This is a genomic window from Paraburkholderia sp. A3BS-1L (assembly GCF_051125215.1).
Lineage (GTDB): Bacteria > Pseudomonadota > Gammaproteobacteria > Burkholderiales > Burkholderiaceae > Paraburkholderia.
Genome location: NZ_CP120446.1, coordinates 76,180 through 100,652, shown reverse-complemented (window position 1 = coordinate 100,652; position 24,473 = coordinate 76,180). Strand labels below are relative to the sequence as shown.

The window sequence follows — 24,473 nt, the reverse complement described above, 5'->3', positions numbered from 1 at the left end:
GGAGTCGCTGTCTTGACCTGCCTGAACCCCACGAGAACGTGGTAGGGGTCGACGACTGCGCTCGAAGTCATCGGTTAGCGGGTTTGTGACGCTCGCAATGATCTCACTGAGTGAGGACTCCTTAGGAATCCGACCTCGCGCTCGGTTAAACGTGCCTGCTTCGGACCACGCAGTCGGCATCTTGCGTCATCGACCGGCAGACGCAAAAGAGAGCCCATGATCGGGCGTGTTTTTTGACATTACCCGGCCAACTGTCAAACGGCCGTCCACTGCCGCATGCGGTGGCTATCGGGCCGGGAAACGCGACTAACTGTCTTCGGCAATTCCGCGCCCGGTGGATATCGCGCCCGTGGCGCACTGCTGGCGCAGCCGAAGTTGTATGGCTGCGACGTCTTGATTGAGCGCAGCGAGGATGAACCATTCGCAAGTCGGCTCGCCAGCCAGAACGTTCGTCGCGTGTCGATCCGGCGTCGGGATTGCGCATCACGCCTCGGGTAAAATGCCGGCACTGTGCGGTTGGCCGGGAATGCCTCCTGGAACCGCGGCGTTGCGCCGAACGTCGGCGGCAATGGCAGCGCGGGCGGACAGCCTCGCGGTTGCCGCATCCCGCATGGAAATACCATGAAATTCGATCATCCCGATCCCGAACTCAACGATCCGCTGACTGACGAAGAGCTGGATTTTCTCGAACGCTTTCTTTCGGGCAATGCCGTTTGCAGCGATGCGATGGATGCGGTCATGTTGCATGGTTTTCTGACTGCCGTCATTTCCGGACCGAACGTGATCTTGCCGGGCGCGATTCTTCCGTGGATCTGGGATGCCAGGCACGCAACCCGTCAACCCGGATTCCTGTCAGCAGGTCGCGCTCGCAAGGTCACCGGACTGATCTTTCAGTACTGGAACGACATCAACGACACCCTGAATCAATGCCCCGACCTGTTCGAACTCCCGCTGCACACGAGCGTATACAAGGGCGAAGAGGTTCCCGTCCTCGACGAATGGTGCGAAGGGTATTGCAAGGGCATCGACATCGACCGGGAGGCCTGGGAGCCGCTGATCGAACGACACCCCTGGTGGTTCAATATCATCCTGCTGTTCGGCACAGCCTCCGGATACCAGGAACTGGCGCGCCGTGACTACACGGTTGAGCAACGCCGGTCGTTCGTACTCCAGCTTGCGGCCTCGGCACTCAATATCCATCGCCACGGGTGTGAAGAACGTCGCAGATTGATGGAGCAGGGAGAGCACCCCGGCACGATCCCGGCGGGTTCATCGCTGAAAGCCAGGACGGCGACGCAAACCACGCCGGGGAATCTGGACGCCCGGAACGGGAGCGTGTGCAAAGATGTGTTCCTTGTCGATTCGCTTGGCCGGGTGACGGACGAAGCGTTTCATCCGCTGGCATTGTCCCCGCTGGCTACGCGCATCACGCGTGGTGGCACGTCTGTCGACGTGCACATCTATCGCGCCGACGATGATGGCCGCGACGGATGGATACTGGAAATCATCGACGCGTCTGGAACGTCCACGGTCTGGGACGAGCCGTTCCCGACCGATGGGGCTGCGCTGGCCGAAGCATGGAGCACGATCAGCACGCACGGCATTGCGCCGGTAACCGGAGACGGGCCGGCACCCGCGCCGAAACACTGAGCGCGCCCGGTGCCAGAATCCGCCCGGCGCTCCCGGAAGGGCCGGCCCTTGCGCGGCGTGGGCAGACTCCCCACGGCGCAGGCGATACGTGATCTCCTTGCGGGTCTGTCTCCCGCCTGCATTCGAACCCGCGACTTCCCCATCAACTGTCCATGTCCTTGACCGATACCGATCGCCTCTCGCCAAGAATCACACCGGCGGGCCACCTGCTTGCCGCGCCGGACGTCGAGGCGCCGGCCTTGCCCGATGACGTCGCGCTGGGCGCGGCCTTCACGCGCGGCCCAGGTCATGGGCTGCTCTATCTGGGCAGCGCGACCATCGGGCGAGCATTGCCGCCCGCCTGGGCGTGGTGGCGCGACCTGGGGGCCCGCTATGTCACGGCCCTGTGCACTACGGCGGAAGGCGGGGAAATTGCAGTCGTCCAGCCAGACCCGGCGGAGCTCGGCGCACTGATCGAAGACGCGCCGCCCATGACGGGCGCTGAATATCTCACGCCGGATGTTCTGGCGGCACTGTGGGGCGAAATCGATGGCGCCTTGCGTGACGAGCTGGCAGGTTCGGGAGCGTCGCTTCAGGCATTCCTGAGGTCGCGTCATCCTGCCTGGAATCTGGTGGGCCGTGTTCATTTCAACCTTGCCGAAAACCGCAAGGACCCCGAAGCACCATTCGCGTTCCTGGCTACGTACGCGGCGCGCCTGTCGGCCCATGGCAAGACACAGCATCAACCGCTTTCGCGGGCGCTCGAAGAGTTTTCCGGGGCGCGCAACAAGGCGCAGCTGCTCTCGCTCCTGATGCCGGTTCAGCGCGCCGCTGAACGCTGTGAGTGGCTGCGCGCGATGCTCGAGTCGCGCGAAATCTACCACCCGTTGCGCTGGATGCCGACTGACGCCTGGCGTCTTCTCTCCGATCTGCCGGCGCTGGAATCTGCCGGCATCAGGGTCCGGCTACCGGCGACCTGGGCGACGGGCCGTCCTGCGCGACCCGCGGTCAGGGCGAGTGTCGGGACACAGCCTCCGTCACTCCTTGGCAGGCAAGCGCTGCTCGACTTCAGGATGGAGGTGTCGCTCGATGGCGAAGCGCTCAGTCCCGCCGAGATCCGGAGTCTGCTCAAGGGCGCCGACGGTCTGCAGTGGATTCGCGGGCGCTGGATTGAGGTGGACACGAAAAAGCTCGGCCGCCTGCTCCAGCGTTTTGAAGGTCTCGAGCAGGCCGCGCAGGCGGGGCTGCCGTTGAACGATGCCCTGCGTCTGCTGGCAGGCGTGTCCGGCGATGAAACCGAAGGCTCCGACGAGCGCGACTGGGCACAGGTCGTGGCAGGCGACTGGCTGGCCGAGACGCTGCGGCAGTTGCGCCAGCCGGAAGGGCTGGCGCAGGTCGATCCCGGCGTCGACCTGAGAGCGCAGCTTCGACCTTACCAGCAGGCGGGGGTGCAGTGGCTCTACCTGCTCAGCCAGCTGGGGCTGGGAGCGTGTCTGGCCGACGACATGGGCCTCGGGAAGACGATGCAGGTGCTTTCCCTGCTGTTGATCCTGAAGCGCGACCCGGCCGGACCGCGCCCGAGCCTGCTGGTCGCACCGGCCTCACTGCTGGCCAACTGGGCTGCGGAAGCGGCACGTTTCGCGCCGGGCCTGCGCGTGCTGGTGGCGCACCCGTCTGTGACGCGAGCGGAAGAACTGCGCGTCCTGGACAGCACGAATCTCATGCAGACCGACCTCGTCATTACCAGTTTCGGGTCGCTGCTGCGTCAGCCGGTTCTGGAGTCGATGCAGTGGCGCGTCGCGATTGTCGACGAGGCCCAGGCGATCAAGAATCCCGGCGCCCGGCAGACGAAACAGGTCAAGAAGCTGCAGGCCCGCTCACGCATCGCCCTGACGGGCACCCCGGTGGAAAATCGCCTGTCGGACCTGTGGTCCATTTTCGACTTCACGCATCCCGGCCTGCTGGGCTCGGCGAAGGACTTTGCCGGGCTCACCCGGCGTCTGGCGAAAATGGAGCACTTCGGCCCGCTTCGAAACCTCGTGCGGCCCTACATTCTGCGTCGCCTGAAAACAGACCGGCGCGTGATCGCCGATCTCCCGGAAAAAACCGAACTCAAGGCATGGTGTCACCTGAGCCCCATCCAGGCCGCCCTGTATGAACGCGCGGTCAAGGACCTGGCGGCGGCGCTCGATGGCACCGACGGTATTGAACGCAAGGGGATCGTATTGAGCTACCTGATGCGCTTCAAGCAGATCTGCAACCATCCGTCCCAGTGGTTGGGCGATGCGGCGTGGAAGCCGGAAGCCAGCGGCAAATTTGCACGGCTGCGCGAGCTCGTCGACGTGATCGCGGCGAAACAGGAAAAGGTCCTGGTCTTTACGCAATTCCGGGAAACCACTGAGCCCCTTGCCGCATTCCTCGGATCGCTTTTCGGCCGCGAGGGCCTGATTCTCCATGGGGGCACACCCGTAGCCAAACGGCGCGAACTGGTCAGGCAATTCCAGGAGGACGAATCGGTGCCGTTTTTTGTGCTCTCGCTCAAGGCGGGCGGAGCGGGGCTGAATCTCACCGCCGCGTCCCACGTGATTCACTTCGATCGCTGGTGGAATCCGGCGGTCGAAAATCAGGCGACGGATCGGGCATTTCGTATCGGCCAGCGCAGGAATGTCCTCGTGCACAAGTTCGTTTGCCAGGGTACGGTCGAGGACCGGATTGATCAGCTGATCGAAACGAAGCAGCAACTGGTGAAGGATGTACTTGAAGGGGGCGCGGAACTGCTGCTGACCGAGATGGGTGACCGCGAGTTGCTCGATCTTGTCAGGCTCGATATTCACTCCGCGCAGGAAAACTGATCATGGGAAAGAACGCAGATGGCTAACTTCGGTGGATGGAAACCTTACGTCCCGGTGGCCGAACGCAGGAAAAAAGCCGGGCAGCTGGTCGCCAGGGCAGCCAAAGCTGGCAAGACGCTGTCACCCATTGCGCCGTATCGCGGGGCCATCGCGAAGACCTTCTGGGGCAAGGCGTGGTGCGATAACCTGGAGCACTACAGCGACTACGAAAGTCGCCTGCCACGCGGTCGCACGTACGTGCGCAATGGTTCGGTGATCGACCTGCAGATTACGACGGGCAGGATCCGTGCGCAGGTCATGGGGTCCAGCCTGTACGAGATCGAAATTGATGTCGCAGCCTGCCCGGAAAAACAGTGGCGCGACTTGAGTGCCGACTGTGTGTCCTCGATTGACTCCATGGTCGAATTGCTGCAGGGCAAGCTGTCGGCCGCGGTGATGGGGCGCATCTGCAAGCCGGGAACCGGGCTTTTTCCCGCGCCGAAAGACATCAAACTCGGTTGCAATTGTCTGGATTGGGCGGCGATGTGCAAGCACGTCGCCGCCGTACTCTATGGCATCGGCGCACGGCTCGACCAGCAGCCCGAATTGCTCTTTACGTTACGTGGCGTTGACCCCACCGAACTCGTCAATAGCACCGATGCGAATCTGCCCGGGGCAGGCGCCGTCCCGGCGTCCGGCAGGTTGCTTGACAATGCAGATCTGGGCGACGTGTTCGGTATCGATATCGACATGGAACCCCTTGCTGATCCGCCCAGGGTGCGGGGCAAGCGCACGCGCAAAGCAGTCAGCTCGCAGACAGTCGAAGTCATAACACCAAAGTCGACGACACCGAAGTCGACAGCACCGAAGTCGACGCCACCGAAGTCGACGCCACCGAAGTCGACGACACCAAAGTCGACAGCACCGAAGTCGACGACACCGAAGTCGACAGCACCGAAGTCGACGACACCGAAGTCGACAGCACCGAAGTCGACGACACCGAAGTCGACGACACCGAAGTCGACGACACCGAAGTCGACGACACCGAAGTCGATGACACCAAAGTCGTCCGCGACTGCGAAATCGGCACCCAAGGGTAAGGTCGAGAGCAAAGCCAAAGTCGCGCCGCTGGACGTAGAGCGCCGTCCTGCCGCCCGGAAAAATGCGAAAGCAAAAACCGGCTCCGGCGCAACGCAGGCGAGCCGTCCGGCTGCATCTAAAAAGCCCACTGCACGTGCTGCGCCTGCCACGGCGAAATCCGCGAAACGCCGCGGGTGAATTTGGGCGCCGTGCCGCACCGCCTGATCCGACGGCTGATTTCGCTTTCAATGTGCGCAGCGGGATCGGGATGGGGCGGGTTGACGAATCCCGGCTGAACTTCAGGCTGGAGGCGCCTGACGCCAGCGAGGGCCCCGATCAGAATGCGACGAAATGGAAAATCAGGGAGTACATGTTGGGCAGGAAAAAGAGCGCAGAAAAATTGAAGGTGGTGGTCGCATCGAGCCAGTCATCGAGCGCAGGCTGCGGTTTCTGGCCGAGACGGCCGGGGTATGTCGACAGGGCGAGTACAGAGGAAATCTGTTCGATCGTAGCGTGACTGTTGTACAGGCATCGCAGCCGGCAAAACACCTGAAGAACCAGAGCCGTGCACCTTGTCCGTCTCACCGGCCGCTCGTATTCCCTGTGGGTGGTCAATGTCATCTGGCGGCCGCCTTCCGCAACGTTTGCGGGGATTCGACCCGCAATGGAAGCCGGTTGCAGCGCCGCGCGTTTGCGGCCCAGTCGAGGAATGCGGCCCGGCTTCCGTAGCCGAACGGATCCGTAACCCGACACGGCATGGCCCACCTTCGAACTGGTTGCCCTCGCGCTGTCCACCGGGTAGGTGCCAGGATCGCTCCTGGCGTTCGCGACTCTGATAGACTTTTCGCAACTCCAGTTCGCGCGTGGCAGGCGTCTGATGCGTGCGATCGCGGAATCGAGGACAGGAGGGTTCATCCATGCTGCGATGGCTTGCAAACCTGATTGCACACAATGCCGCAACGCCGGAGAAGCAGGCTGAGCGCGCGCTCGGAGAATTGCGCATGGCGCTGTTCCAGGCCGAACAGCGGGTCATGGATGCGCAATTGCAGGCTGACTATTACCGCTCACGCATAGCGTTCTGCGAGGAGGTTCGGAAGGCCGGCATCGAAGAGGTGTCCGATCAACGCAAGGGACAACGTGAAACGGTGACGCACGAGGTGCGACCGAACTTGAAGCTGACGACCTCCCCATAGCCTTCCACAGCCTGCGCCGCACGCTCTTTGCCGCGCAGGGCGGGAGCGACCGATGTGGGGTACGGATGAGACGCCCAAAAGGCGTGCTCGCAGCAAAACCGCTATCGTTCCAGCATTGGAAAACGACTGGTGCTCCCGCTTCATAATGCCTGGTCGCACACACAACGACGCGCGCAATGCGCGGCGGCGGGTAGAACGGCTCCGTCGTGCCCTGAATGGTGTCGTCACATTTGATCGGCTGTGACCCTGACGACGACGGGCACCTGCTACCTTGTCCTTTCGAGGACTGAATCCACGCCGGCGCGTCTCATCCGGTTAACACGTTTACAGGATCACGAATAACCGGCGACCTATTGCGACGCTTGAGACCATAACCGGGTGGGTGAATGATATTCGGAATAGCGAGGTTGCCGTGGGCTCGTCGAACAGGAGATGCGGCGACAGATACGGTTAGGTATCCTGTCGACAGGACAAGAAACGTTTCTTGATAACACCGTACAGCTTCCGTTTCTGATGGAAGCGTTCCTTCGAAGCGCTCGCATGGGCCGTTCAGCGAACGCTACTTCGACCGTATTACCCGGCAAACAGGCACCTGTTCGAATTCCGCAATCGTTGCGGTGACCAGTCCCCTGGCCTGCAGATGACCGACCTGACCGAAGAGGAAGTGGCGCAACGCCAGGAGAGCGATGGGGGCGCCAGTGGTGTGGCGCGAGACTCGAAGTGGTATTTCGGGCTCGACAGCGAGGAGCCCGTGGAGGAAAGATCAGGCCAAAGGTACCTGGGGCGCTGGCGCGTCCTGAGAAAAAAGAAACCGCAGACAGAGGTCGGCGGTTCATGAAACACCGTGCGGCTCGGGTCTACGTGCCGCTCAGCCAGTTCAGGCAATGGCGCTGCGAATTCATCCAGGGAATGTCCTGGAGTTGCACACGCCGCGAGCGCTCCAGATGTGCTTCTCCTTCGGCGATCATCTCGGCGGCCCTGTCCAGCACCTCCTGCAGGCGCGCCAGTATTTCGCTGTGCCATTGCTCCGTGTCGTCGGCGAAGGCAGGAGGTCTGGCGCGGCTTTCAGGCAGGGAGTGGGCAGTTTCGACGAAAGGCCGCGCACCGTGGTCGTCCTTGACGGCAGGCATCGCCTCGCCGGTTGCCTCTTTCAGCACCCGCAGATGCACTGCTGACGCTTCGTCACCAGCCGGCGACGACTGCATCGCAGCGGATAAATGACCAGCACGCGACGGGCCGAGCGCATCAAGAAGCAGCGAGCGCTGCTGGAGGTTTGCATACTGCTCGCGCAATCCGGTTTCACTGGGCATGCGGATATCCATCTGGCATAAACCCTTGTTCTACGACCGGCATTCTCGTGGACGCCCGGGAGAAGAGGAGCATAGGTCGTCACTTCGCGGTCGATGTGGCGCGGGCTTCCTGACGTGCGGCCACGAACGCCTTCGGGTGGCACGGTTCCGCGTGATTCAGCGCAGCGCGCCAGATCGCGTGCAGTGCGTGAGCCGCCTCTTCCCGATCGCATCGCCGTGGTCCAGCTGGGCCAGGCAGGAGCGCATCGTCGTGCTGCATACCATCGCCGATGCGGCCCGCATGGAGGCGCCTGGTGAGCGCCAGATGAGGCTGTGGGTGATGACGCGGGAAAGCGTTAAATCATCAGGATTGCAAAAAGCGTCGACAGCTGCCTCCAGTGGGCAAGGCGCCGCACGCGAACCCCCGGACGTTGTGTGCCGCGAGGAACTGGCCGGCTGTTTCAATGCAATGGCGTCCTGCACCGAAAAAGCCACGCACTCAGGCGTCCACGGACTGCGGGTACGCAAGGTTCGGGCAGGATCTTCAGCTGATCGCGCTCTCAGCCCCCTCCATGCCGGCACGCGCTGGCCTTGCCCCGGCGGATCAACGTCTGCGATCCGTCGCGATCGAACGGCTCAGCTGTTTTCGAAACGCCCCCGATGTGTCCGGCAGGCGGGAGTGGTGCGAGCGGCTTCTGACGGCCGCGCACCAGTTCGGGCTGTCCGGCGTAATCGTCAGGGCGGCCGCATCAGCAACGCGAGCCGGCGCGGGTCGGAATGAAGCCAGGTGGACGCAAGCAATGACCAGCCGGGGATGAAACCTGGAAGGCCGCCTGGTGGAGCAGGGGGGGCTGGCGCCGTCCCGGCCGTGCAGGCCCGCAGTTCAACCTGTGCGTATGCCGCGGCGCGCTGGCGGCCCCCGGGGATGCGTGGAATGCACCGCCCTGGTGAGTGCTCACCAACGTTAAAGGGCGGTTGCACGAACGAATGCCCAGGATATGCGGGCCCAGGCGCGCCCCGAGTCAGGTGCGTGCGTCCGCGCCCGACGAAAAAACGCCCGCACAGGGGCGCGGGCTTGGAGCGTGTGCGTGGGTCGGGGGCCGCACGCACGCCTGAATATTAGGCGAAACCTGAGAGGTCACATTAAAAAATGACGTAACCTGTTGATTTATATTATCAATATGGATGGGTGCGGGTTGGGATTCACTGGCGGCCGGACCCGGGGCCGGTCCGGCGCCCGGGCGTCCGGTTCACGATGCGGAAACGTTGATAATGCGCGATTCTGTCAGATGGCGGGCGGGCATACCATAGGACGCAACTAACGGTCGATAGTCAACCCGTATCCGTCAGCAAATCCCGTCTTGAATGCACATAAGCTCGATGCGAAGGTATTGCCATCGTAACGGCGGAGTAATGCGATGGACAACGCGAAGGGCGGGACAGCTGGACCGACGGGCACACGACGCCCCCGGCAAGGCGAGGCATTCTGGCGCGAGATGGTCATGACATGGGAAGCGAGCGGCCTCGGTGTGCGACGTTTCTGTCGACAGCAGGGGCTCGCCGTCAGCACTTTCGGCCTGTGGCGCAAGAAACTCGCTGGCGAGATATCCGTCGAGGTGAACCCGCTTGGTGACGCCGGATGCAGTGTTTGTCGCGGCGCGTCCAGATAGTGGGCCGCTCGCGCCGGCACCTTCAGTGACGACCGATCCGCCGTCGTCTTCACGTGACCGCGTGACGCTGTCGCTTGCCGGGGTCCGCATCGAACTGACCGGCACCCATGCCGAGCGTATCGTGCGCTTCGTTCTGGGCCAGCTCGGAGGTGGCCGGTGCTGATCGCAGCCGACGTCCGTGCCTATATCTGCCGTGAACCGGTCGACATGCGCAAGTCGATTGACGGGCTGTCGTATCTGGTCGAGCCACTGCTTGCGCAGAACGCCGCCTCGGGCAACCTGTTCGTGTTCGTGGGCCGGGACCGCACAAAGGTCAAGTGCCTGTACTGGGATCGCACCGGCTTCGCGCTCTGGTACAAGCGGCTTGAACGCGGGCATTTCCCGTCACCATCGTCACTCGCGCAGCGTGGCTTCACGCTCGCCGAACTCAACGCGTGGCTCGAAGGTATCGAGATTCCGGCGCGTGAACCCCATCGTGCCGTGGCAGTTGCACGCGTGAGCTGACCGTTGCCGCCCTGCACAGGTTCGGCCTTGTAAACGCCGCGCGGGTTGGGCATCATGGCAGGTATGCCACCCACTGCCGTCACTGCCGCGCAATTGCCAGTCGAGCCCGGGGCGCTGCAGGCCTTCGCGCTCGAACAGAACCGGCTTGCGTGCGTGCTGTGGGAGCAGCTGGAAGCGCTTCAGCACCAGATTGCCCAGGCGAACCGCGCCCGCTTCGGTGTCAGTTCCGAGCGGATCGCGGGTCAGGCCGAACTGTTTGACGCCGCCGCGAATTTACCGGTTCCACCCGAGCCTGCCAGGGTACCGGTCACGGGCCATAGCCGCAAGGGCCGTCCCGCCTTGTCGAAGGACCTGCCACGCACGCGCATCGAATACGATCTGGATGACGAACAGAAGGCCGTATTCGATACGCTTGAGCGCATCGGCGAAGAGCGCAGCGAGACGCTCCATTACGAGCCAGCGCGGCTTACGGTTATCGAGCACATCCGCTTCAAGTATGCGGCGAAGAAGGATGGCGAGTCGACCATCGTAAGCGCGAGCGCCCAGCCTTCGCCGCTGCCGAAGAGCAATGCGAGCGCAGGTCTTCTGGCCAATATCCTGGTCAATACCTATGTCGATCACCTCCCCCTGAACCGGCAGGAGATGCGCTACGCACGCCATGGTGTGTATCTTCCTCGTGCAACGCTGTGCGAATGGAAGCTGGCTGCCGCCGAGTTGCTGGAAGTGCTGCTGCCACCGCTGCGAGCCCATCAACTGCAGGCGCCGCGCATGCACGTGGACGACACCACGCTGCCACTGCTCGAGAAGGGGCGTACATCGACACGCATCGCGCGATTATGGGGTTATCTCGGTGCGGGCCAACGCGAGGAAAGCGGCGCCTGGGTCGACCACCCTCCGGCGGTCGTGTTCGAGTTCGCCGAGTCGCGCTCCGGATCGCATCCGCTACGTTATCTGCAGAAATACAAGGGCTATTTGCAGGCCGACGCATACAGCGGGCATCAGGCGCTCTATGAAACCGGCGACATCGTCGAGGTTGGATGCTGGGCGCATTGCCGCCGACGCTTCTTCGAAATTGCCAAGGCGCAAGGCAAGCCGGGACTCGCGGCGCAGGCGCTGCAATGGATCGCCCGGCTGTATGCGATCGAGTCGCGCATCAGGGAGCACACGCCTGACATCAGGTACGCTTCGCGGCAGACCGAGGCACTGCCGGTGCTTGCCGAGTTCCGGCAATGGCTTGAAGGCCATGCCGTCGGACTACTACCCCAGTCGCCACTCGCAAAGGCCTTCGGCTACGCCTTGCGTCACTGGCAGGCCCTCGTGCGGTACACGGATAACGGCATCCTGCTGCCAGACAACAACGCCCTTGAGCGCGAGATTCGCCCGATTGCGTTGGGAAGGGCGAACTGGTTATTTGCGGCTTCGCCGCGCGGAGCCAAAGCGGCCGCCACGATGTACTCACTGCTCGGAACCGCCCGCCTGAACCATATCGAGCCCTACGCGTGGCTCAAGAACACGCTCGACAAATTGCCGTCATATCCAGCTAGTCGCGTACACGAACTGCTGCCGCTTGCCCGTTAAACGCCCTCGATTCATGGACATTCTCGATACACTTCGACAGGCGCCCAGCGCCGAACTCTACCGCCTGTATCTCGCGATCGGGAAAATGCTTGACGACCCCAGACGGATTCTGGAAGTGCGACAGCGGCTGCACCTCGGGATGAGCGTCGACTACGTCGGCGACAATCCACTGGAACCTCTGTCGCAAGGCACCATCGTCGAGCTTCGGCACACGCAGGCGGTTGTTCAGGACAGCCGCAGTCGGCGCCACTGGGCGATTCCCTACGCGGCGATCGTTCCCGGCAGTACTGCCCCAGTTGTTCATCCTGAGCCGCCACCACCATCGCCGCGCGCAAAACGCGAAGAGTTCTTCATCGGCGATACGGTCGGATTCACCGACAAGCACCTGAACGAGTGCATAGGCACCATCGTCAGACTGAACGCGAAAACCGCGTCAATCGCCGTGACAGGCTCGGAGGGGCACTGGCGTGTTTCCTACGGTCTGCTGCGGCATATCGTCGATCTGTAACCCGAGTCAATACCGAATACCGCACAACATCATGGCCAGGACCAGACTCAACGCGGAACGTGAACATCGCATCGAGATGGAAGTCGTCGTCGACGCGTATACCGAGGAAGAGCGTGCGCTGTCGTGGTACTACTATCTGGAAGAACAGCTCTCGTTTCCATTCCAGGCCAACGTTCGCAAGGCGATGGCCTCTTCGCCGCTGCCCGCAGGTGAACAGGTATCGGTCACCGCGCTCGCTCATGAAGACCTGTGCCGGGTTGGCATCTTCGTCTGGGCCCGGTGGGGTGAACGAGACGTGGTGGCACCGCTGGCCCAGCTTGTTTCGCTGAACAGCGATAAGTCAACACGGGTGGCAGTCATGGACTGGCATTACTGGCACGATCAAGGTTACGTATTCTGAGGTTCAGACTTCTGGCGGGTTGCGCTGACGGATACGTCAACCCCACAAAATTATTGCGGCCTGACCGCTTTTCATGAGCGATGCGTGCTGAAGTTGCTCCGCCGCGGCTCGCTGCGCTCCGCGGCGGCCTGGTGGCCACCAAAGCGCTTGCCCGCAAACTGGCCGGCTGGTTCTGGCGCGTGATGGTCAAGGGCGATGACTATGTCGAGCAGGGACTCGCGCGCTATCACTACGCCTGAACAGGTTCTCAACGCGCGCAGGTATCTCGGGACACCAAAAGACCTGATCGTGCAGAAGACCGTCCCGGGCGCGCACGTCGGACTGTTCATGGGGGCGAGAACGTTATCCGGGCAATGGCCGTCGATAGCTGCATGGATCGCCGGGCAGTGAGATGGGTGATCAACAAGACCGCGTTGATCACCCGTAACATATTGTGCGTCAGCATGAGGCGCTGGACGGGAGAAGCAGGATGAAAATCCATGCCGATGAATTCAGGGTGCACGAAGGCGCGGCGGTTGAACTTGGGACGCGGCCCACGCGCGTGCCCCAGGTCTACAAATCAAAAGACCAGTATCGCGCCATCCTCTCCGATCACATCCAGCGCTTGAGTGCGCAACAAAGTCTGCTCTATGCCGACAATCGTTACGCAGTGCTATTCATCTTTCAGGCGATGGATGCTGCGGGCAAGGACGGAATGATCAAGCACGTCATGTCCGGTGTCAATCCGCAAGGCTGTCAGGTATTCAGCTTCAAGCACCCGAGCGCGCATGAGCTTCAGCACGATTTCCTATGGCGCACCACACGCGATTTGCCCGAACGCGGTCACATCGGTATCTTCAACCGGTCGTATTACGAGGAGGTGCTGATTCTTCGTGTGCACCCGGAGATTCTAGGCGGCGAGGGCCTGACCACCGATGCCGATGCGGGCGAGAGCCTGTGGCACGGTCGATATCGTTCGATCAACGACCTCGAGCATCATCTGCATCGCAATGGCACGCGTATCGTGAAGTTCTTTCTGCACCTCTCGAAGGAGGAGCAGCGCAAGCGCTTTCTTGCGCGTATCGACGAACCCGACAAGAACTGGAAATTCAGTATGGCGGACGTCGAAGAACGGGAGTTCTGGTTGCAGCACATGAGCGCCTACGAGCAGTGCCTGGGTGCGACGAGCACTGATGCCGCCCCATGGTATATCGTGCCTGCCGACGACAAGGAGAATGCGCGGCTCGTCGTGTCACAGATCGTTCTGGATACGCTTGAGGGCCTGAAGCTGCACTATCCCGAAACAACGGACGCTCGGCATAGGGAACTGGCCGGGATTCGCAGCAAACTCGCAGGAGAGGACGTCCGCTCAGGGCCGCCGGACAAGGGGAATCACTGAATGCCAGGCTGGCCGGGCGGTACACGGATGTCTTTGTCAGCGCATTGATGCGCTGCGCCCTGCATCAAGCGAAAGGCTGAGAAAGCAGGCCGCAGGCGTCCAGACCGTAGCGCTTTTCCTGCAGCTTCCGCTCTGTCCGTGCGTATCGGTATCGGATCGCTCAAGCCTTTCCGGCGTCAGTGATGCTCGTACGTCGACGTCGCTCCGGGGATGCGCTTAAGAGTCCTGAACATGGTGTTCATGCATGTACCTCCTTGATGTGCCTGATCGCATGATGCTGAGGCTTGGCTCCTCCATAGATAAAGAATGCCTCAATGACCTTAAGGCTCGGTTAGCTGGGCCTGCAGTCCATTTTCCTGCTTCCTGAAATCTTTACAGGTATTTGACCGGGTACAGTGGCGTTGTGGCGCAGGTGTTCGGCTGTGGCCGCGCGTTGATGCCGCCGGGACGAGCCAAACGTTCCGGCGTCGTGTAGCGCGCGTGCGAGGTTCGATCTGGCTGAGACCTGCGCGACAAGCGGTTGCGCGGCTATTAGTGGTGTTTGTAAAACGTCGAACTGTCGTAGTGTGCACTGTGGGATTCACCTGATTGCGAACTGCTCCCGGTGCCGCTGCCCATGCCCGATACAGCTATTGCGCCCGCCGATTCTTGAGTTGCGATTCGGGCCTCGGCTGCCTGAATATCGTCTGGATAGTTGTTGTCACGCCGGGCCGGGTTGTAGCCTGCCTTTTCAATTTGTACAAGCTGGGCGCGTACCTGCGCGCGAGTCAGTGGGGTGGTCGTTTGGGCAAACGAAGCCAGGGGGGTGAGCAGAACGCCGATAATGGCGATCCTGATGATTGTCGCGTTCATATAAGCCTCCCGACCTTCAGGTCGTACCAAGAGAATCTAAATTCCATCTTAGGAAGGGATACTTATGCCAAAGTTAACGGCACGTTGCGTGCTGGCAAGCATGCGTAAGAAAAATCATGTCGAAACGGAGCTCTATCCCGTTACGGGGCGTTTTCGAGGTCCGTCGCAACGCAGACGTGCGGTGCGCGCAGGCAGACACTGGCCAGTGCCGCAGTTGTCCGGCGCCAGTTTTTTGTGACGTCGTCAGTGGCGGACGACGGTTCTCCGAACGCAGCATATTGCCGGCGTCGGAACTGGCTGCTGTCCCTGGAGGAAAAGTAAGAGCGATTTCAGGTTCATGAAAATGTCACATGCCGGGGCTATCTTCCGTCGCCACTTACCTGGTTGTGCAAATGAGGAGCATAAATGAAACTGAAAGCGATTCCCCTGGTGATGCTTGCGTTGGCGTCGGCAACCGCAGTCCAGGCTGCAGATATCACTGGCGCAGGGAGTACCTTCGCGCTACCGATCTACGCGAAATGGGCGGACGCCTATGAGAAGTCGGGCGGCGGCAAGATCAACTACCAGGGCATTGGCTCGTCGGGCGGCATCAAGCAGATTCAGGCGAAGACCGTCGACTTCGCGGGCTCGGACGCTCCGTTGAAGGACGATCAACTGGCCAAGGACGGTCTGTTCCAGTTCCCGACGGTAGTCGGCGGCGTCGTGCCGGCGATCAATGTGCCTGGCATCAAGGCCGGCGAAATCACGCTGTCGGGCCCGGTGCTCGGCGACATCTACCTCGGCAAGATCAAGAAATGGAACGATCCGGCCATCGCCGCGCTGAACCCGAAGGTCAAGCTGCCTGATCTGGACATCGCCGTGGTTCGCCGCGCCGACGGCTCGGGTACCACCTTCATCTGGACCGACTACCTCTCGAAGGTCAATCCCGAGTGGAAGAGCAAAATCGGCGAAGGCACGACCGTTGCATGGCCGACGGGCACGGGCGGCAAGGGCAACGACGGCGTTGCGGCCTTCGTGCAGCGTCTGCCGGGCGCGATCGGCTACGTCGAATGGGCGTACGCCAAGCAAAATCACATGGTCTACACGGCCATGAAGAACGAGTCGGGCGCAGTCGTCCAGCCGACCACCGAAACGTTCAAGGCCGCAGCGGCAGGCGCGGACTGGAAGCAGTCGTTCTACCAGATTCTCACGAACGAGCCGGGCAAGGATTCCTGGCCGGTCGTGGGCGCGACCTTCGTGCTGCTGCACACGGCGCAGGACAAGCCGGAGCAGGGCAAGGAAACGCTCAAGTTCTTCCAGTGGGCGTTCAAGAACGGCACGCCGGCTGCCGACAGCCTCGACTACATCTCGCTGCCGCAGTCGGTCGTTGGCGAAATTGAGTCGCAATGGAAGGCAAAGATCAAGGATTCCAGCGGCAAGGAAATCAGCCAGTAAGTGTCATGTGGGCAGGTACGGGTTTGCGCGATCCGTGCCTGCCTGATGCGTTGTAGACCAACCTGAATGGACGCTCGATGTCCAGTCACCCTCCGGCCGCAGGATCGCGCGGAGCATATGTGTCATGGTGTGGGCCCTGTCTGAATGGTTTGCGCCGTCGCGGGCGCGACATTGCGGTGTACCAATCCCTGCCTGGCGCTGCAGGGAACACTGAATCCATTTCAGCCTGGATCGACATGGTACTTCAGACATATGTGTTTGCACGGGTTAAGCTGAGCTTAAGTACCGTACAGTGACAATCCCGTCAAGGTGACTGGGGGATCGCGTGAGGCTGCTACTGGTTGTAGACGACGATGAAGGTGCGCTTCCGGTCATGGAATGGGCGCATCGCTCGGGGTATGAACTTGACTGGGCGAGCAGCGCCTACGAGGCGGAGCTTGGCCTGCAGTATCGATCCCACGAACTCGTACTTCTCGATTTTGGGAGCCCGGGGCTGGATCCGATCCGCCTTCTGCGAGGCTACCGAAGAATCGGGGGCCGTGCAGCCGTCATCGCCATGCTTCCCCACCGTCTTTTTGATAGCCCGGCAGTAGCGCTCGACGCCGGCGCCGACGACTATCTTATGAAGCCGTTTGAGTCGGAGGATCTTAGCGCGAGGGTTCGCCTGTTGCTTCGCCGATCGCCCCACGATAAGGAGCCGGTCACGATCGGCAATATGGTTTTAAACCCGCTCGATTGTTCGGTATTGCTCGACGGACTACCCGTAGCATTAAGGTCCAGCGAATACCGGCTGCTGGCTGCGCTCATGAATGAGCCCACGCGCGTATTTACCCGTGCTGAACTGGCGACGCAAATCTATGGGCGTCCCAGGGGCGTCGCGGGCAATGCGGTCGACGTTCTGATACACCGTTTGCGGCACAAGCTTGGTGGGGAGAAGATCGTGACGGTCCGGGGCGTCGGTTACCGGATGCGCCCAGCGTCGCGCCCATATCATTTCGCCCAGTAGGCTGGCGCCACGAGTTATCGTCGGAAGTAATGTATGCGGCGTAGGGAGGAGGCAAGAGAAGGCGGTGGCGATTGAAGGAGAATGTTGCCTTCCACGGTAGGGGAGTAGGGAGGAAAATACTGGACGCGCTGCGCGCGTTCATCGGTACTGCGGTCGATCGGGGCGTGGCGCTGTCCGCAGATACCTCTGGGAATTGCGAATGCCCTGGTGGCACGTGCGCGGATGCGGTTCGCAAGCGACGGAGCCGCATGTCGCGCGGCAGTCAAATTTCATTCGGGACGCTCCGGATAGTGGCGTATCCCCGTGGGAAGGCAAACATGAGAGCCCGGCGAGCAACTTCGGCCGGCCGTGTGCCGGAAGGCCACGAACGAGCGGAGCGAACCGCCCTGATTTCGTGCACAAAGCGAGGAAAGCCGCGTAGCCGTTTCAGGCCGAGGTTACTGCAAATGCTTCGCTGCTCCGATGCTGACAGGCAGTACAGTGCTTTCCACAAGCGGCGCCTCTACCCGGTGACGTCGCTTTGGTTACTTTCCAGGATAGCCATACATTGCACGCCAGTTGTCCGTCGAAACGCGCTGACCGGACTGTGACACGCCGACAGCCATTCCGCCATAACCTGAATTTGCGCTACCTCCGTGGGCGTCCCTGGCGCTCACGCGGGCCTCGGCGGCTTGCACATCCGCTGGATAATGGACCTTGCCCGGCTTGTAACCGGCATGCTCGAACTGGACAAGTTCTGCCCGGACCTGTGCCCGGGTAACCGGACCGCCCGTCGGCTGCGCGAACGATATCGCTGGAGTAGCGATTGCGAGTAATATCGCGAGCGTCCTTGTGGTGGCGTTCATGAGCAGTACCTCCGTGGTTGTGCCTGCTTGCAGTGCGCTGGCCTCATGTGTGCCAGCAAGTGCAGTTTCTCCCCTTGAACTTAAGGGCAGGTTAACGCCCATTTTCAGATCTTTTCCCAGTCCTCAAATGTTCGTTCCACCTTGTGTTCAAGCACCGCGCATGTACATGCATCCACGCCAACCTCCTGGGTTCCCTTCTGCGTTGAGATGTCAAACGAATAGCGCAAGCCACTGCCGCCCGGCTCCTTTTCAAGCTTCTCAGCCGTGATCTTTCCAGGCTGAGCGTTCAGGACTACCGCGCGTGCCCTCGCAAGGCTTACTTGTGCTTCCTTCACACATCCATCGACGGACATTGAATGCACAGTAACGCTCGTTGCAAGTGGGCTGACTGCCAGCGCGATCATGTTCGGCCACTTCGTCATCTGGCATTTCCACAGTGATCGTCAACATGGCCACCATAGCGATGAAATGTTAAGGCAAGCAGATGCAGGCCACGATCGGAACGCCTGTACAGCTTATTGCGGTTCGCTGAAGCGGACGGCATCAGTTCGGGTGCGGCAGCAGCTGTTTTGCTCCGATTGCTCATTCCTTGCACGTGAGTCGCGCGAGGAATCTGGTGGAACAGTCGCGTGCCTGCTATTCGGCAACGGCAGGGCCGTTTTCAATCACCTCGATACCCGGACGACCACCCACGCGCGCGAGGACAAGAACGATCGTGCCGCCGCGCGGCGTAAAGCGGATCGCCTTGCCCAGCAGGTCGTTCATGAGCATGACGAGTCCCCGTGGGTCGGCTGCCAGGTCGCAGCTGTCGTCCTCAGTTACGGGCGGGCGCACTGTGAGCCCCAGATCTATGTCCCTCTCCTCGGCCAGCGGCAAGAAGTCGCTGATGACCTGCTCACTCAGGCGCCGCAGGCTCACAGTAGTTCCCGGCCGCGGCGCGTAGGCGTCTTCGCAGACGAGTCGGAGCAACTCCTGCGCGAGGTGGAGGAGTCGCTTCGGCCGCGTCTTTCCGCGTCCAATAGTCGGCGAACCGGCGCTCAGCATGTCGTTGTGCACGTGCCCTGCAGGGGTAATGCGAGCTCAGTGAGCGTCATCCGCAGTTGGGGCGCGAACTCGTCAGGGAGGGGGCGACGTGCGTGCGAAGGCGCGCCTGGACGCTGGTATAGGGGGGCGAGCCGCTCGGATGGTGTTCGCAACTTGGTGGTCATCGAACTATCAGGGTTGGTCGGCGCGAGCGCGTTGTGCGTGCGGGTGCCCAACCGCGGAGGAAGGGTGCCGCCAGACGCAAGGTCGCGCGCCCTCGCACGCAAAACAATAATCACGGAGGCGATGGCTGTCGTTAAGAACAAGATGAGCAGGCACGAGGCTCGCACCACGAGCCGCAGCATCAATTCTTCAAGCGCGGAGGTGGGCCGTGCGACCCGCACGCAATGGTTGGCCGGCCGCAGGCCGTCGGCACGCCAGTGCGATCCTGCATGTTCTATCGTACTGAAGTCTGCGGGGTCGCGCGGTGAAGGCGCGTTGTGCGACGAACAATGAATTGGTGCACCGTTGGTGTCTCCAATCCCGACGAGGAAATAACCGTCAGCGAAGCCTTGCGTATTTCGGTACCCGCGTTTTGCGAGGTTGCGCCAGGTTCGGCTGCAGCGACAGCACGGCGGCGCGCCGGCCACAGTCGAACACCTTGCCAGCTTCGTTAAGCGCCAGGTCAATGGTGCAGAAGCCAGCCGCCGCAGATCCGGCGCGATCCTGCAAACGTGCCAGCCTGGAACCTGGACGCGGATCGATTCCATTCGTCCGTCTTCAGCCGATACCCGCGTCGCTCACCGTGACGGCACCGATTGTGCCGGTCTTCTACTTGTATGCATTTCAACCCTAAAGCATTCAATCCTTTCAGCAGAAGGGAATGTGCGTCATGATGGATTCTGTGCGCACAGGATTCTGTGGTGGCCAGGACCCGGATGGTGAACGATTGCATGGGTGCTCGATGACGTGTTTCCGTCAGGCTGGGACATTGCTCGACTTCCGGTAGGAAGTACGTTACGAATTTGCGGCGCGACGCCGTTCTGGAAGAGTCGGCAATTTGGAGCCGTTGGGCACGCGGGAAATACATGCCTTTCAGATCAATTGAGCGTATCCGCCAAGAGATTCGTCGCGGTCATGCTGCGCAGCTCTCCATGCGGGTCGCCCCCGCCGGATAGTTGCGCGAATGTGGGCTCTGAACGCTTTAGCAGTGGGCGCGCTGCGCGCGCAGGACAGTCCCTGTCGTCCATCCAGCCGGGCGAGACATTGACAGTGTATGAAGCTAAAGATGCCGATTGCTGTGTCACCGTACCATTCTGGGATTGGGATGCGTTGCTTGCGCTGCCCGCTTCGGTTGCCTTCTGGGATTGGCGACCTGCATGTGTCGTGGCTGCGCTAGTGGGCTGCGCGGAAGCCGCTTGAATTGCCATGAAAAAATTCCCGAAAATGTTTGCCGAAACACGGCATATAGCCTGACGGCATCGGTGTTGCGATCCTTGGATATTATTTTTTCGTTAAATTCGGCTTAAGGATTGCGTAAGGTTTAGCATGAATCCCGTTTCCCTTAGATCTTTTTATCATGCATTCCAACATCGAATTACGATTCGCGCAATTGCCAACATCGGCTCACTGACGGGGCAGAGATGGACATTGGAACCGAAGTGACTTTTGTTCAATGTCGAGACAGTGGGGCTGGTTGGTCAATCAGACGGTGTGCATGCCGTGCTCGCTTTCGCTGGTGGCGGCACAGTTCGTATGGTTTGCCTGCTCAGTTTGATGGGGAATGCTAATGACTGAAGGTGGTGTATCAAGCGGGGAATTCACCCGTCCCTGAAAAAGCGGCCCCGGCCTGCTGGCCGGGGCTCCTGAAAGGCGATGTCAGCCGCAGCACCGGATTCCGCTGCATATTGGCCTATCAATCACCTGCGTGAAGCGGGCAGGATCGGCGTCAAGATGACGTTCGTCATCAACTTCGCGCTAACTGTAGGGTGACAATACTTAAGTTAGCCTTAATTCATCCCTGCATTCATGCGCTCGGGTTGGTGACGTTTCTCAGCAAGAACACCGGAGGCACTGGTTGCCGCGCGTTTGAGCGCGCGATGAGCTTCCCCAGGGCGTGAACCCGGCATCGGTAGAAGATGTCGTCTGGAGAGTGATAGTGGTCCTGTAGCCAGCAGCACGAGGATGAAGTCGCGCTCATGAAAAGGATTAAGAGTCGCTAACACAAGTCGTCCACGAAGCGTGAACAGATAACGGCAGCAGCAAGGGACAGCAACGCAACATGAATGTCGAGACGGCGCTCAAAGCGAATACGCAGTTTGCCGAAGCCGGCGAACCATGCATGCGTGCGCTCGACCACCCAGCGATACCGTCCGAGCCGCTCCTTGCTTTCCACTCCGCGACGGGCGATACGGGCTGTGATGCCGCGCTGCTTCAGGTAACGCCGACAGCGTGCGAAGTCATAGCCCTTGTCTGCATGCAACTTGCCCGGTCGTTTGCGCGGCTGACCATTCAGGCCCGACACCGCGGGAATGGCACCGAGCGTGGACTCGAATGCCATCGAATCGTGCCGGTTGGCGCCCGTGACTGTGATGGCCAGCGGAATGCCGCGCGCATCTACGACGATGTGCCGTTTCGAGCCGAGCTTGCCCCGGTCTGTCGGGTTGGGGCCGGTTTCCTGGCCCCCCGGGGGCTGGCAACACTGGCGGCATCAAGACTTGCCCGTTCCCAATCAATCTGGTCGTGCTCACGCAACCGGCGAAGCATCGCCAGATGCAATTGCTCCCACACACCTGCGGCCTGCCAGTCTCGTAGCCGTCGCCAGCACGTCATGCCGCTGCCGAAACCCAGTTCCTTCGGCAGGTATTCCCACGGAATGCCAGTCTGCAGGACGTACAGGATGCCATTCAAGGCTGCTCGGTCATCTACCGTTCGGCGTCGGCCGCCTTTGGGCGACGGTGCGAACACTGGAATCAGCGGCTCCAACGCCGCCCATAACTCGTTACTGATTTTGCGTCTGGACATGCTGCCAGGATATGGCCTTCATGGCCTCATGTCCAGGTTGTGTTAGCCACTCTAAGTAAGGCGGGAGCCCGGGCGTTATACGGAATTTCGATGCGTCTGGATGACATGGTGTCCGTGGTCGTGCCTTGTGATGAGCTGGTAATGCGTCGCTTCCCGCGTGAACAGCTGGCCACTGCCTGTGGGTCTAGACGGTTGCCGTACGGCTGGTTTCTTCCTTTTCCACGCCAACAAGATGGGGTTCGCCACGCGGAAAGCGCAAAGTTACCGCCAAACCGCAATTACCTTCACCGCTGCCAAGCGAAATGGGCGCGTGATGCTGTTCGGCGATGCGCCTGACAATTGACAGCCCCAGCCCGCCGCCCGACGCACTGTGCCCCTCGCCGCGGTAAAAACGCTCCCATACCCGCGTGCGGTCTTCCTCCGGAATACCGGGACCGGTGTCGCGGACCTCAAGCGCGGCGCAGCCGTCCTCGCGGCGCACGATGACATCAACGCGTGCCTCGGCTCCTGCGTAGCGGATGGCATTGTCGACGAGGTTGTTGAGCAGGATGCGAAGGCCATCGGCATTGCCCATCGTGGTGACAACGCCCGTAGCAATCAGGCCCAGGTCGATTTCACTGGCTTCTGCGTGGCGTACCCTGTCGCCGACTACGGCCCGTGCGAGCGCGCTCAGGTCTACCTCGCTAAAGACCGGGGCCGGCGACTCGGGCCCCAGTCTCGCGAGTGTCAGCAACTGCTCAGCGAGATGAGCGAGGCGTGCGGTGCCGGTGCGAATCTGCGCCGTGACCGCTTCGCGTTCACGTGGGCCTGACGCCTTTTGCAGCAGATCAGCCTGAAGTCCGAGCCCCATGATCGGCGTGCGCAGCTCGTGCGCGGCGTCGGCGATGAACTGACGCTGGGCGGTGAACGCGTGATCGAGTCGGGACAAGAGATCGTTGATGGCATCGACCAGCGGTTTGACTTCCGCCGGCATGGCCGTCGTGTCGATTGCCTGCATGTTGTCCATGTCGCGCCGTTTCAGGTTGACCGCGATCTGGCGCAGCGGCCTCAAACCGTAGCCGATACCAAACCAGACAAAGAGGGCGAGCACCGGTACCAGCGATAGCACAGGCCAGAGCAGGGCCGTGGCGATCTCCGCCACCGCTTCCCAGCGCGCGCGGCGCGCCTGGGCAATACGGACGAGCAGGTCGCCGTTGCGCTCGACATACGTATGCCAGAGCTGCCCGTTGACTTCGATGTCCGAAAACCCCGCGTTCTGTGGCGGCGGCAAAGACGAGTCACGGTCGGTGCTGAACACGCGCGTTGAGCCCCGCCAGACCTGAAGCAGCACGGTGTGCGATTGCTCGCCCGAGAGGCGGTCCTCGTTTGCGCCCTGCATGTCCCGCAGTGCGAGGTGACCGTCGGGTTCGACCACGACGTGCTGTGCGATGCCCTTGAGCTGGTCGTTGAGTACCTCGTTCAGTTCAGATAGCGCCCCCCGGTAGGTCGCCGCGCTCGCCAGCAACCCGGTGAGCAACGCGGCAGGCAGCAACCAGATCAGCAAACGCCGGCGCAGGGATCTCAAACAATCTCTCCGATCTGGTAACCCACGCCCCGAACATTGCGAATCGCCTTTGTGCCCAGCTTGCGGCGCAAGTTGTGGATATGCACCTGGATCGTGTTGCTCTCGACTTCTTCATTCCAGCCGTAGAGACGCTCTTCGAGCTGCTCCCGGGAAACGATCGTGTCCGGTTTGTGCATCAACTCGTGAAGCAGCGCGAACTCACGCGTGGTGAGTGATATCTCTTCATCGTTCAGCCAGACCCGACGCTGGGCGGGGTCGAGCCGCAGCGGGCCCGCCTGCAGCGCCGTGCGCGCGCGGCCGGCCTGGCGACGATGCACGACACGCATGCGCGCGAGCAGTTCATCGAGTGCAAATGGCTTGACGATATAGTCGTCGGCCCCGCCGTCGAGTCCCGCTACCCGATCGGGAACGGCATCGCGTGCCGTGACGATAATGACGGAAGTGGCGTCGTCGCGCTGGCGTAACCGGGCGAGCAAAGTCAGCCCGTCCTGTTTCGGCAGACCGAGATCAAGTAGCAGGAGCCCGTATGAGGTCGTGCGCAAGGCGAGGGCGGCCTCGTTGCCATCCCGGGCCCAATCCACCGCGAAGCCCTCGCCCTGCAGTCCCTGCTGCAAGCCGCTGCCAATCAGTTCATCGTCTTCTACCAGAAGTATCCGCATGCTGTC

Annotated in this window: 23 protein-coding genes; 14 read left to right on the top strand and 9 right to left on the bottom strand. The window is 61.4% G+C overall.

Annotated features, from left to right (window positions below; all coding sequences use genetic code 11):
• Window positions 1-621: 621 nt before the first annotated feature.
• From P5W99_RS35900 to P5W99_RS35890, 3 genes are all read left to right on the top strand, one after another.
• Window positions 622-1,650 (top strand): UPF0149 family protein, encoded by a 1,029-nt coding sequence (locus P5W99_RS35900; RefSeq protein WP_434667641.1) that lies wholly within the window; start codon window positions 622-624, stop codon window positions 1,648-1,650.
• A gap of 152 nt (window positions 1,651-1,802) precedes the next feature.
• On the top strand, window positions 1,803-4,481 hold the full coding sequence (locus P5W99_RS35895; protein ID WP_434667638.1) for a DEAD/DEAH box helicase: 2,679 nt from the start codon (window positions 1,803-1,805) through the stop codon (window positions 4,479-4,481).
• 18 nt (window positions 4,482-4,499) lie between these two features.
• Window positions 4,500-5,738: a hypothetical protein gene (locus tag P5W99_RS35890; RefSeq protein WP_434667635.1), complete on the top strand. Its 1,239-nt coding sequence runs from the start codon at window positions 4,500-4,502 to the stop codon at window positions 5,736-5,738.
• 138 nt (window positions 5,739-5,876) lie between these two features.
• On the opposite strand, the gene P5W99_RS35885 is transcribed toward P5W99_RS35890, so the two are convergent.
• On the bottom strand, window positions 5,877-6,455 hold the full coding sequence (locus P5W99_RS35885) for a hypothetical protein (RefSeq protein ID WP_434667633.1): 579 nt from the start codon (window positions 6,453-6,455) through the stop codon (window positions 5,877-5,879).
• A 2-nt stretch (window positions 6,456-6,457) separates the two neighbouring features.
• Between P5W99_RS35885 and P5W99_RS35880 the strand changes: the two genes are divergently transcribed.
• Window positions 6,458-6,733 (top strand): hypothetical protein, encoded by a 276-nt coding sequence (locus P5W99_RS35880; RefSeq protein ID WP_434667631.1) that lies wholly within the window; start codon window positions 6,458-6,460, stop codon window positions 6,731-6,733.
• Between the two features lie 640 nt (window positions 6,734-7,373).
• Window positions 7,374-7,571: a hypothetical protein gene (locus P5W99_RS35875; protein WP_434667629.1), complete on the top strand. Its 198-nt coding sequence runs from the start codon at window positions 7,374-7,376 to the stop codon at window positions 7,569-7,571.
• Window positions 7,572-7,590: 19 nt separating this feature from the next.
• Here P5W99_RS35875 and P5W99_RS35870 read toward each other — a convergent pair whose 3' ends face one another.
• The gene (locus P5W99_RS35870) at window positions 7,591-8,055 is read right to left on the bottom strand and encodes a hypothetical protein (protein WP_434667627.1); all 465 of its coding nucleotides are present in this window, start codon (window positions 8,053-8,055) and stop codon (window positions 7,591-7,593) included.
• Between the two features lie 1,385 nt (window positions 8,056-9,440).
• On the opposite strand from P5W99_RS35870, the gene tnpA reads away from it, so the two are divergent.
• The 7 genes from tnpA to P5W99_RS35835 all read left to right on the top strand — a co-directional run bounded on the left by tnpA (window position 9,441) and on the right by P5W99_RS35835 (window position 14,060).
• Window positions 9,441-9,692 carry an IS66 family insertion sequence element accessory protein TnpA gene (gene tnpA / locus P5W99_RS35865; protein ID WP_434667624.1) on the top strand — a complete coding sequence of 84 codons (252 nt, stop codon included), beginning with the start codon at window positions 9,441-9,443 and terminating at the stop codon, window positions 9,690-9,692.
• Window positions 9,693-9,717: 25 nt separating this feature from the next.
• A complete protein-coding gene (locus P5W99_RS35860) occupies window positions 9,718-9,855 on the top strand; it encodes a hypothetical protein (protein WP_434667621.1) in 138 nt (45 codons plus the stop codon).
• Window positions 9,849-10,196 (top strand): IS66 family insertion sequence element accessory protein TnpB, encoded by a 348-nt coding sequence (gene tnpB / locus P5W99_RS35855; protein ID WP_434667619.1) that lies wholly within the window; start codon window positions 9,849-9,851, stop codon window positions 10,194-10,196. Before P5W99_RS35860 ends, tnpB begins: the two co-directional genes overlap by 7 nt.
• A 63-nt stretch (window positions 10,197-10,259) precedes the next feature.
• A complete protein-coding gene (gene tnpC, locus P5W99_RS35850; RefSeq protein ID WP_434667616.1) occupies window positions 10,260-11,774 on the top strand; it encodes an IS66 family transposase in 1,515 nt (504 codons plus the stop codon).
• A 13-nt stretch (window positions 11,775-11,787) separates the two neighbouring features.
• Window positions 11,788-12,282, top strand: a complete 495-nt coding sequence (locus tag P5W99_RS35845; RefSeq protein ID WP_434667614.1) for a hypothetical protein — start codon at window positions 11,788-11,790, stop codon at window positions 12,280-12,282.
• A 31-nt stretch (window positions 12,283-12,313) separates the two neighbouring features.
• On the top strand, window positions 12,314-12,682 hold the full coding sequence (locus tag P5W99_RS35840; protein ID WP_434667612.1) for a calcium-binding protein: 369 nt from the start codon (window positions 12,314-12,316) through the stop codon (window positions 12,680-12,682).
• A gap of 469 nt (window positions 12,683-13,151) precedes the next feature.
• On the top strand, window positions 13,152-14,060 hold the full coding sequence (locus P5W99_RS35835) for an ADP-polyphosphate phosphotransferase (RefSeq protein WP_434667609.1): 909 nt from the start codon (window positions 13,152-13,154) through the stop codon (window positions 14,058-14,060).
• Between the two features lie 531 nt (window positions 14,061-14,591).
• Here P5W99_RS35835 and P5W99_RS35830 read toward each other — a convergent pair.
• The gene (locus tag P5W99_RS35830) at window positions 14,592-14,912 is read right to left on the bottom strand and encodes a DUF4148 domain-containing protein (RefSeq protein WP_421029020.1); all 321 of its coding nucleotides are present in this window, start codon (window positions 14,910-14,912) and stop codon (window positions 14,592-14,594) included.
• 405 nt (window positions 14,913-15,317) lie between these two features.
• Between P5W99_RS35830 and pstS the strand changes: the two genes are divergently transcribed.
• Both pstS and P5W99_RS35820 read left to right on the top strand, forming a co-directional pair.
• A complete protein-coding gene (pstS, locus tag P5W99_RS35825) occupies window positions 15,318-16,346 on the top strand; it encodes a phosphate ABC transporter substrate-binding protein PstS (protein ID WP_421029021.1) in 1,029 nt (342 codons plus the stop codon).
• A gap of 325 nt (window positions 16,347-16,671) precedes the next feature.
• Window positions 16,672-17,352 carry a response regulator transcription factor gene (locus tag P5W99_RS35820; protein ID WP_434667606.1) on the top strand — a complete coding sequence of 227 codons (681 nt, stop codon included), beginning with the start codon at window positions 16,672-16,674 and terminating at the stop codon, window positions 17,350-17,352.
• A 524-nt stretch (window positions 17,353-17,876) separates the two neighbouring features.
• On the opposite strand, the gene P5W99_RS35815 is transcribed toward P5W99_RS35820, so the two are convergent.
• From P5W99_RS35815 to P5W99_RS35790, 6 genes are all read right to left on the bottom strand, one after another.
• A complete protein-coding gene (locus P5W99_RS35815; RefSeq protein ID WP_421029038.1) occupies window positions 17,877-18,197 on the bottom strand; it encodes a DUF4148 domain-containing protein in 321 nt (106 codons plus the stop codon).
• A gap of 104 nt (window positions 18,198-18,301) precedes the next feature.
• Window positions 18,302-18,619 carry a PepSY domain-containing protein gene (locus P5W99_RS35810; RefSeq protein ID WP_434667603.1) on the bottom strand — a complete coding sequence of 106 codons (318 nt, stop codon included), beginning with the start codon at window positions 18,617-18,619 and terminating at the stop codon, window positions 18,302-18,304.
• 214 nt (window positions 18,620-18,833) lie between these two features.
• Entirely contained in the window at window positions 18,834-19,253 is a 420-nt protein-coding gene (locus P5W99_RS35805; RefSeq protein WP_434667601.1) for a sensor histidine kinase, read from the bottom strand.
• Between the two features lie 2,185 nt (window positions 19,254-21,438).
• Window positions 21,439-22,244, bottom strand: a protein-coding gene (locus P5W99_RS35800) for an IS5 family transposase (RefSeq protein WP_434667598.1) whose coding sequence is annotated in 2 segments (ribosomal slippage) — window positions 21,439-21,914 and window positions 21,914-22,244 — 807 coding nt in all. Because the reading frame shifts where the segments join, the coding sequence is not laid out codon by codon here.
• Between the two features lie 184 nt (window positions 22,245-22,428).
• On the bottom strand, window positions 22,429-23,808 hold the full coding sequence (locus P5W99_RS35795) for an ATP-binding protein (RefSeq protein WP_434667595.1): 1,380 nt from the start codon (window positions 23,806-23,808) through the stop codon (window positions 22,429-22,431).
• Window positions 23,805-24,467 (bottom strand): response regulator, encoded by a 663-nt coding sequence (locus P5W99_RS35790; RefSeq protein WP_434667592.1) that lies wholly within the window; start codon window positions 24,465-24,467, stop codon window positions 23,805-23,807. The genes P5W99_RS35795 and P5W99_RS35790 overlap by 4 nt, the downstream gene beginning before the upstream one ends.
• Between the last annotated feature and the right edge of the window lie 6 nt (window positions 24,468-24,473).

Bases quoted from the DNA above. Each gene is read 5' to 3' on its own strand.
- tnpC (WP_434667616.1), top strand. From the start codon at position 10,260: ATGCCACCCACTGCCGTCACTGCCGCGCAATTGCCAGTCGAGCCCGGG.
- P5W99_RS35880 (WP_434667631.1), top strand. From the start codon at position 6,458: ATGCTGCGATGGCTTGCAAACCTGATTGCACACAATGCCGCAACGCCG.
- P5W99_RS35900 (WP_434667641.1), top strand. From the start codon at position 622: ATGAAATTCGATCATCCCGATCCCGAACTCAACGATCCGCTGACTGAC.
- P5W99_RS35875 (WP_434667629.1), top strand. From the start codon at position 7,374: ATGACCGACCTGACCGAAGAGGAAGTGGCGCAACGCCAGGAGAGCGAT.
- P5W99_RS35790 (WP_434667592.1), bottom strand. From the start codon at position 24,467: ATGCGGATACTTCTGGTAGAAGACGATGAACTGATTGGCAGCGGCTTG.
- P5W99_RS35890 (WP_434667635.1), top strand. From the start codon at position 4,500: ATGGCTAACTTCGGTGGATGGAAACCTTACGTCCCGGTGGCCGAACGC.
- P5W99_RS35835 (WP_434667609.1), top strand. From the start codon at position 13,152: ATGAAAATCCATGCCGATGAATTCAGGGTGCACGAAGGCGCGGCGGTT.
- tnpA (WP_434667624.1), top strand. From the start codon at position 9,441: ATGGACAACGCGAAGGGCGGGACAGCTGGACCGACGGGCACACGACGC.
- P5W99_RS35840 (WP_434667612.1), top strand. From the start codon at position 12,314: ATGGCCAGGACCAGACTCAACGCGGAACGTGAACATCGCATCGAGATG.
- P5W99_RS35845 (WP_434667614.1), top strand. From the start codon at position 11,788: ATGGACATTCTCGATACACTTCGACAGGCGCCCAGCGCCGAACTCTAC.
- P5W99_RS35895 (WP_434667638.1), top strand. From the start codon at position 1,803: ATGTCCTTGACCGATACCGATCGCCTCTCGCCAAGAATCACACCGGCG.
- pstS (WP_421029021.1), top strand. From the start codon at position 15,318: ATGAAACTGAAAGCGATTCCCCTGGTGATGCTTGCGTTGGCGTCGGCA.
- P5W99_RS35810 (WP_434667603.1), bottom strand. From the start codon at position 18,619: ATGACGAAGTGGCCGAACATGATCGCGCTGGCAGTCAGCCCACTTGCA.
- P5W99_RS35870 (WP_434667627.1), bottom strand. From the start codon at position 8,055: ATGGATATCCGCATGCCCAGTGAAACCGGATTGCGCGAGCAGTATGCA.
- P5W99_RS35885 (WP_434667633.1), bottom strand. From the start codon at position 6,455: ATGAACCCTCCTGTCCTCGATTCCGCGATCGCACGCATCAGACGCCTG.
- P5W99_RS35830 (WP_421029020.1), bottom strand. From the start codon at position 14,912: ATGAACGCGACAATCATCAGGATCGCCATTATCGGCGTTCTGCTCACC.
- P5W99_RS35815 (WP_421029038.1), bottom strand. From the start codon at position 18,197: ATGAACGCCACCACAAGGACGCTCGCGATATTACTCGCAATCGCTACT.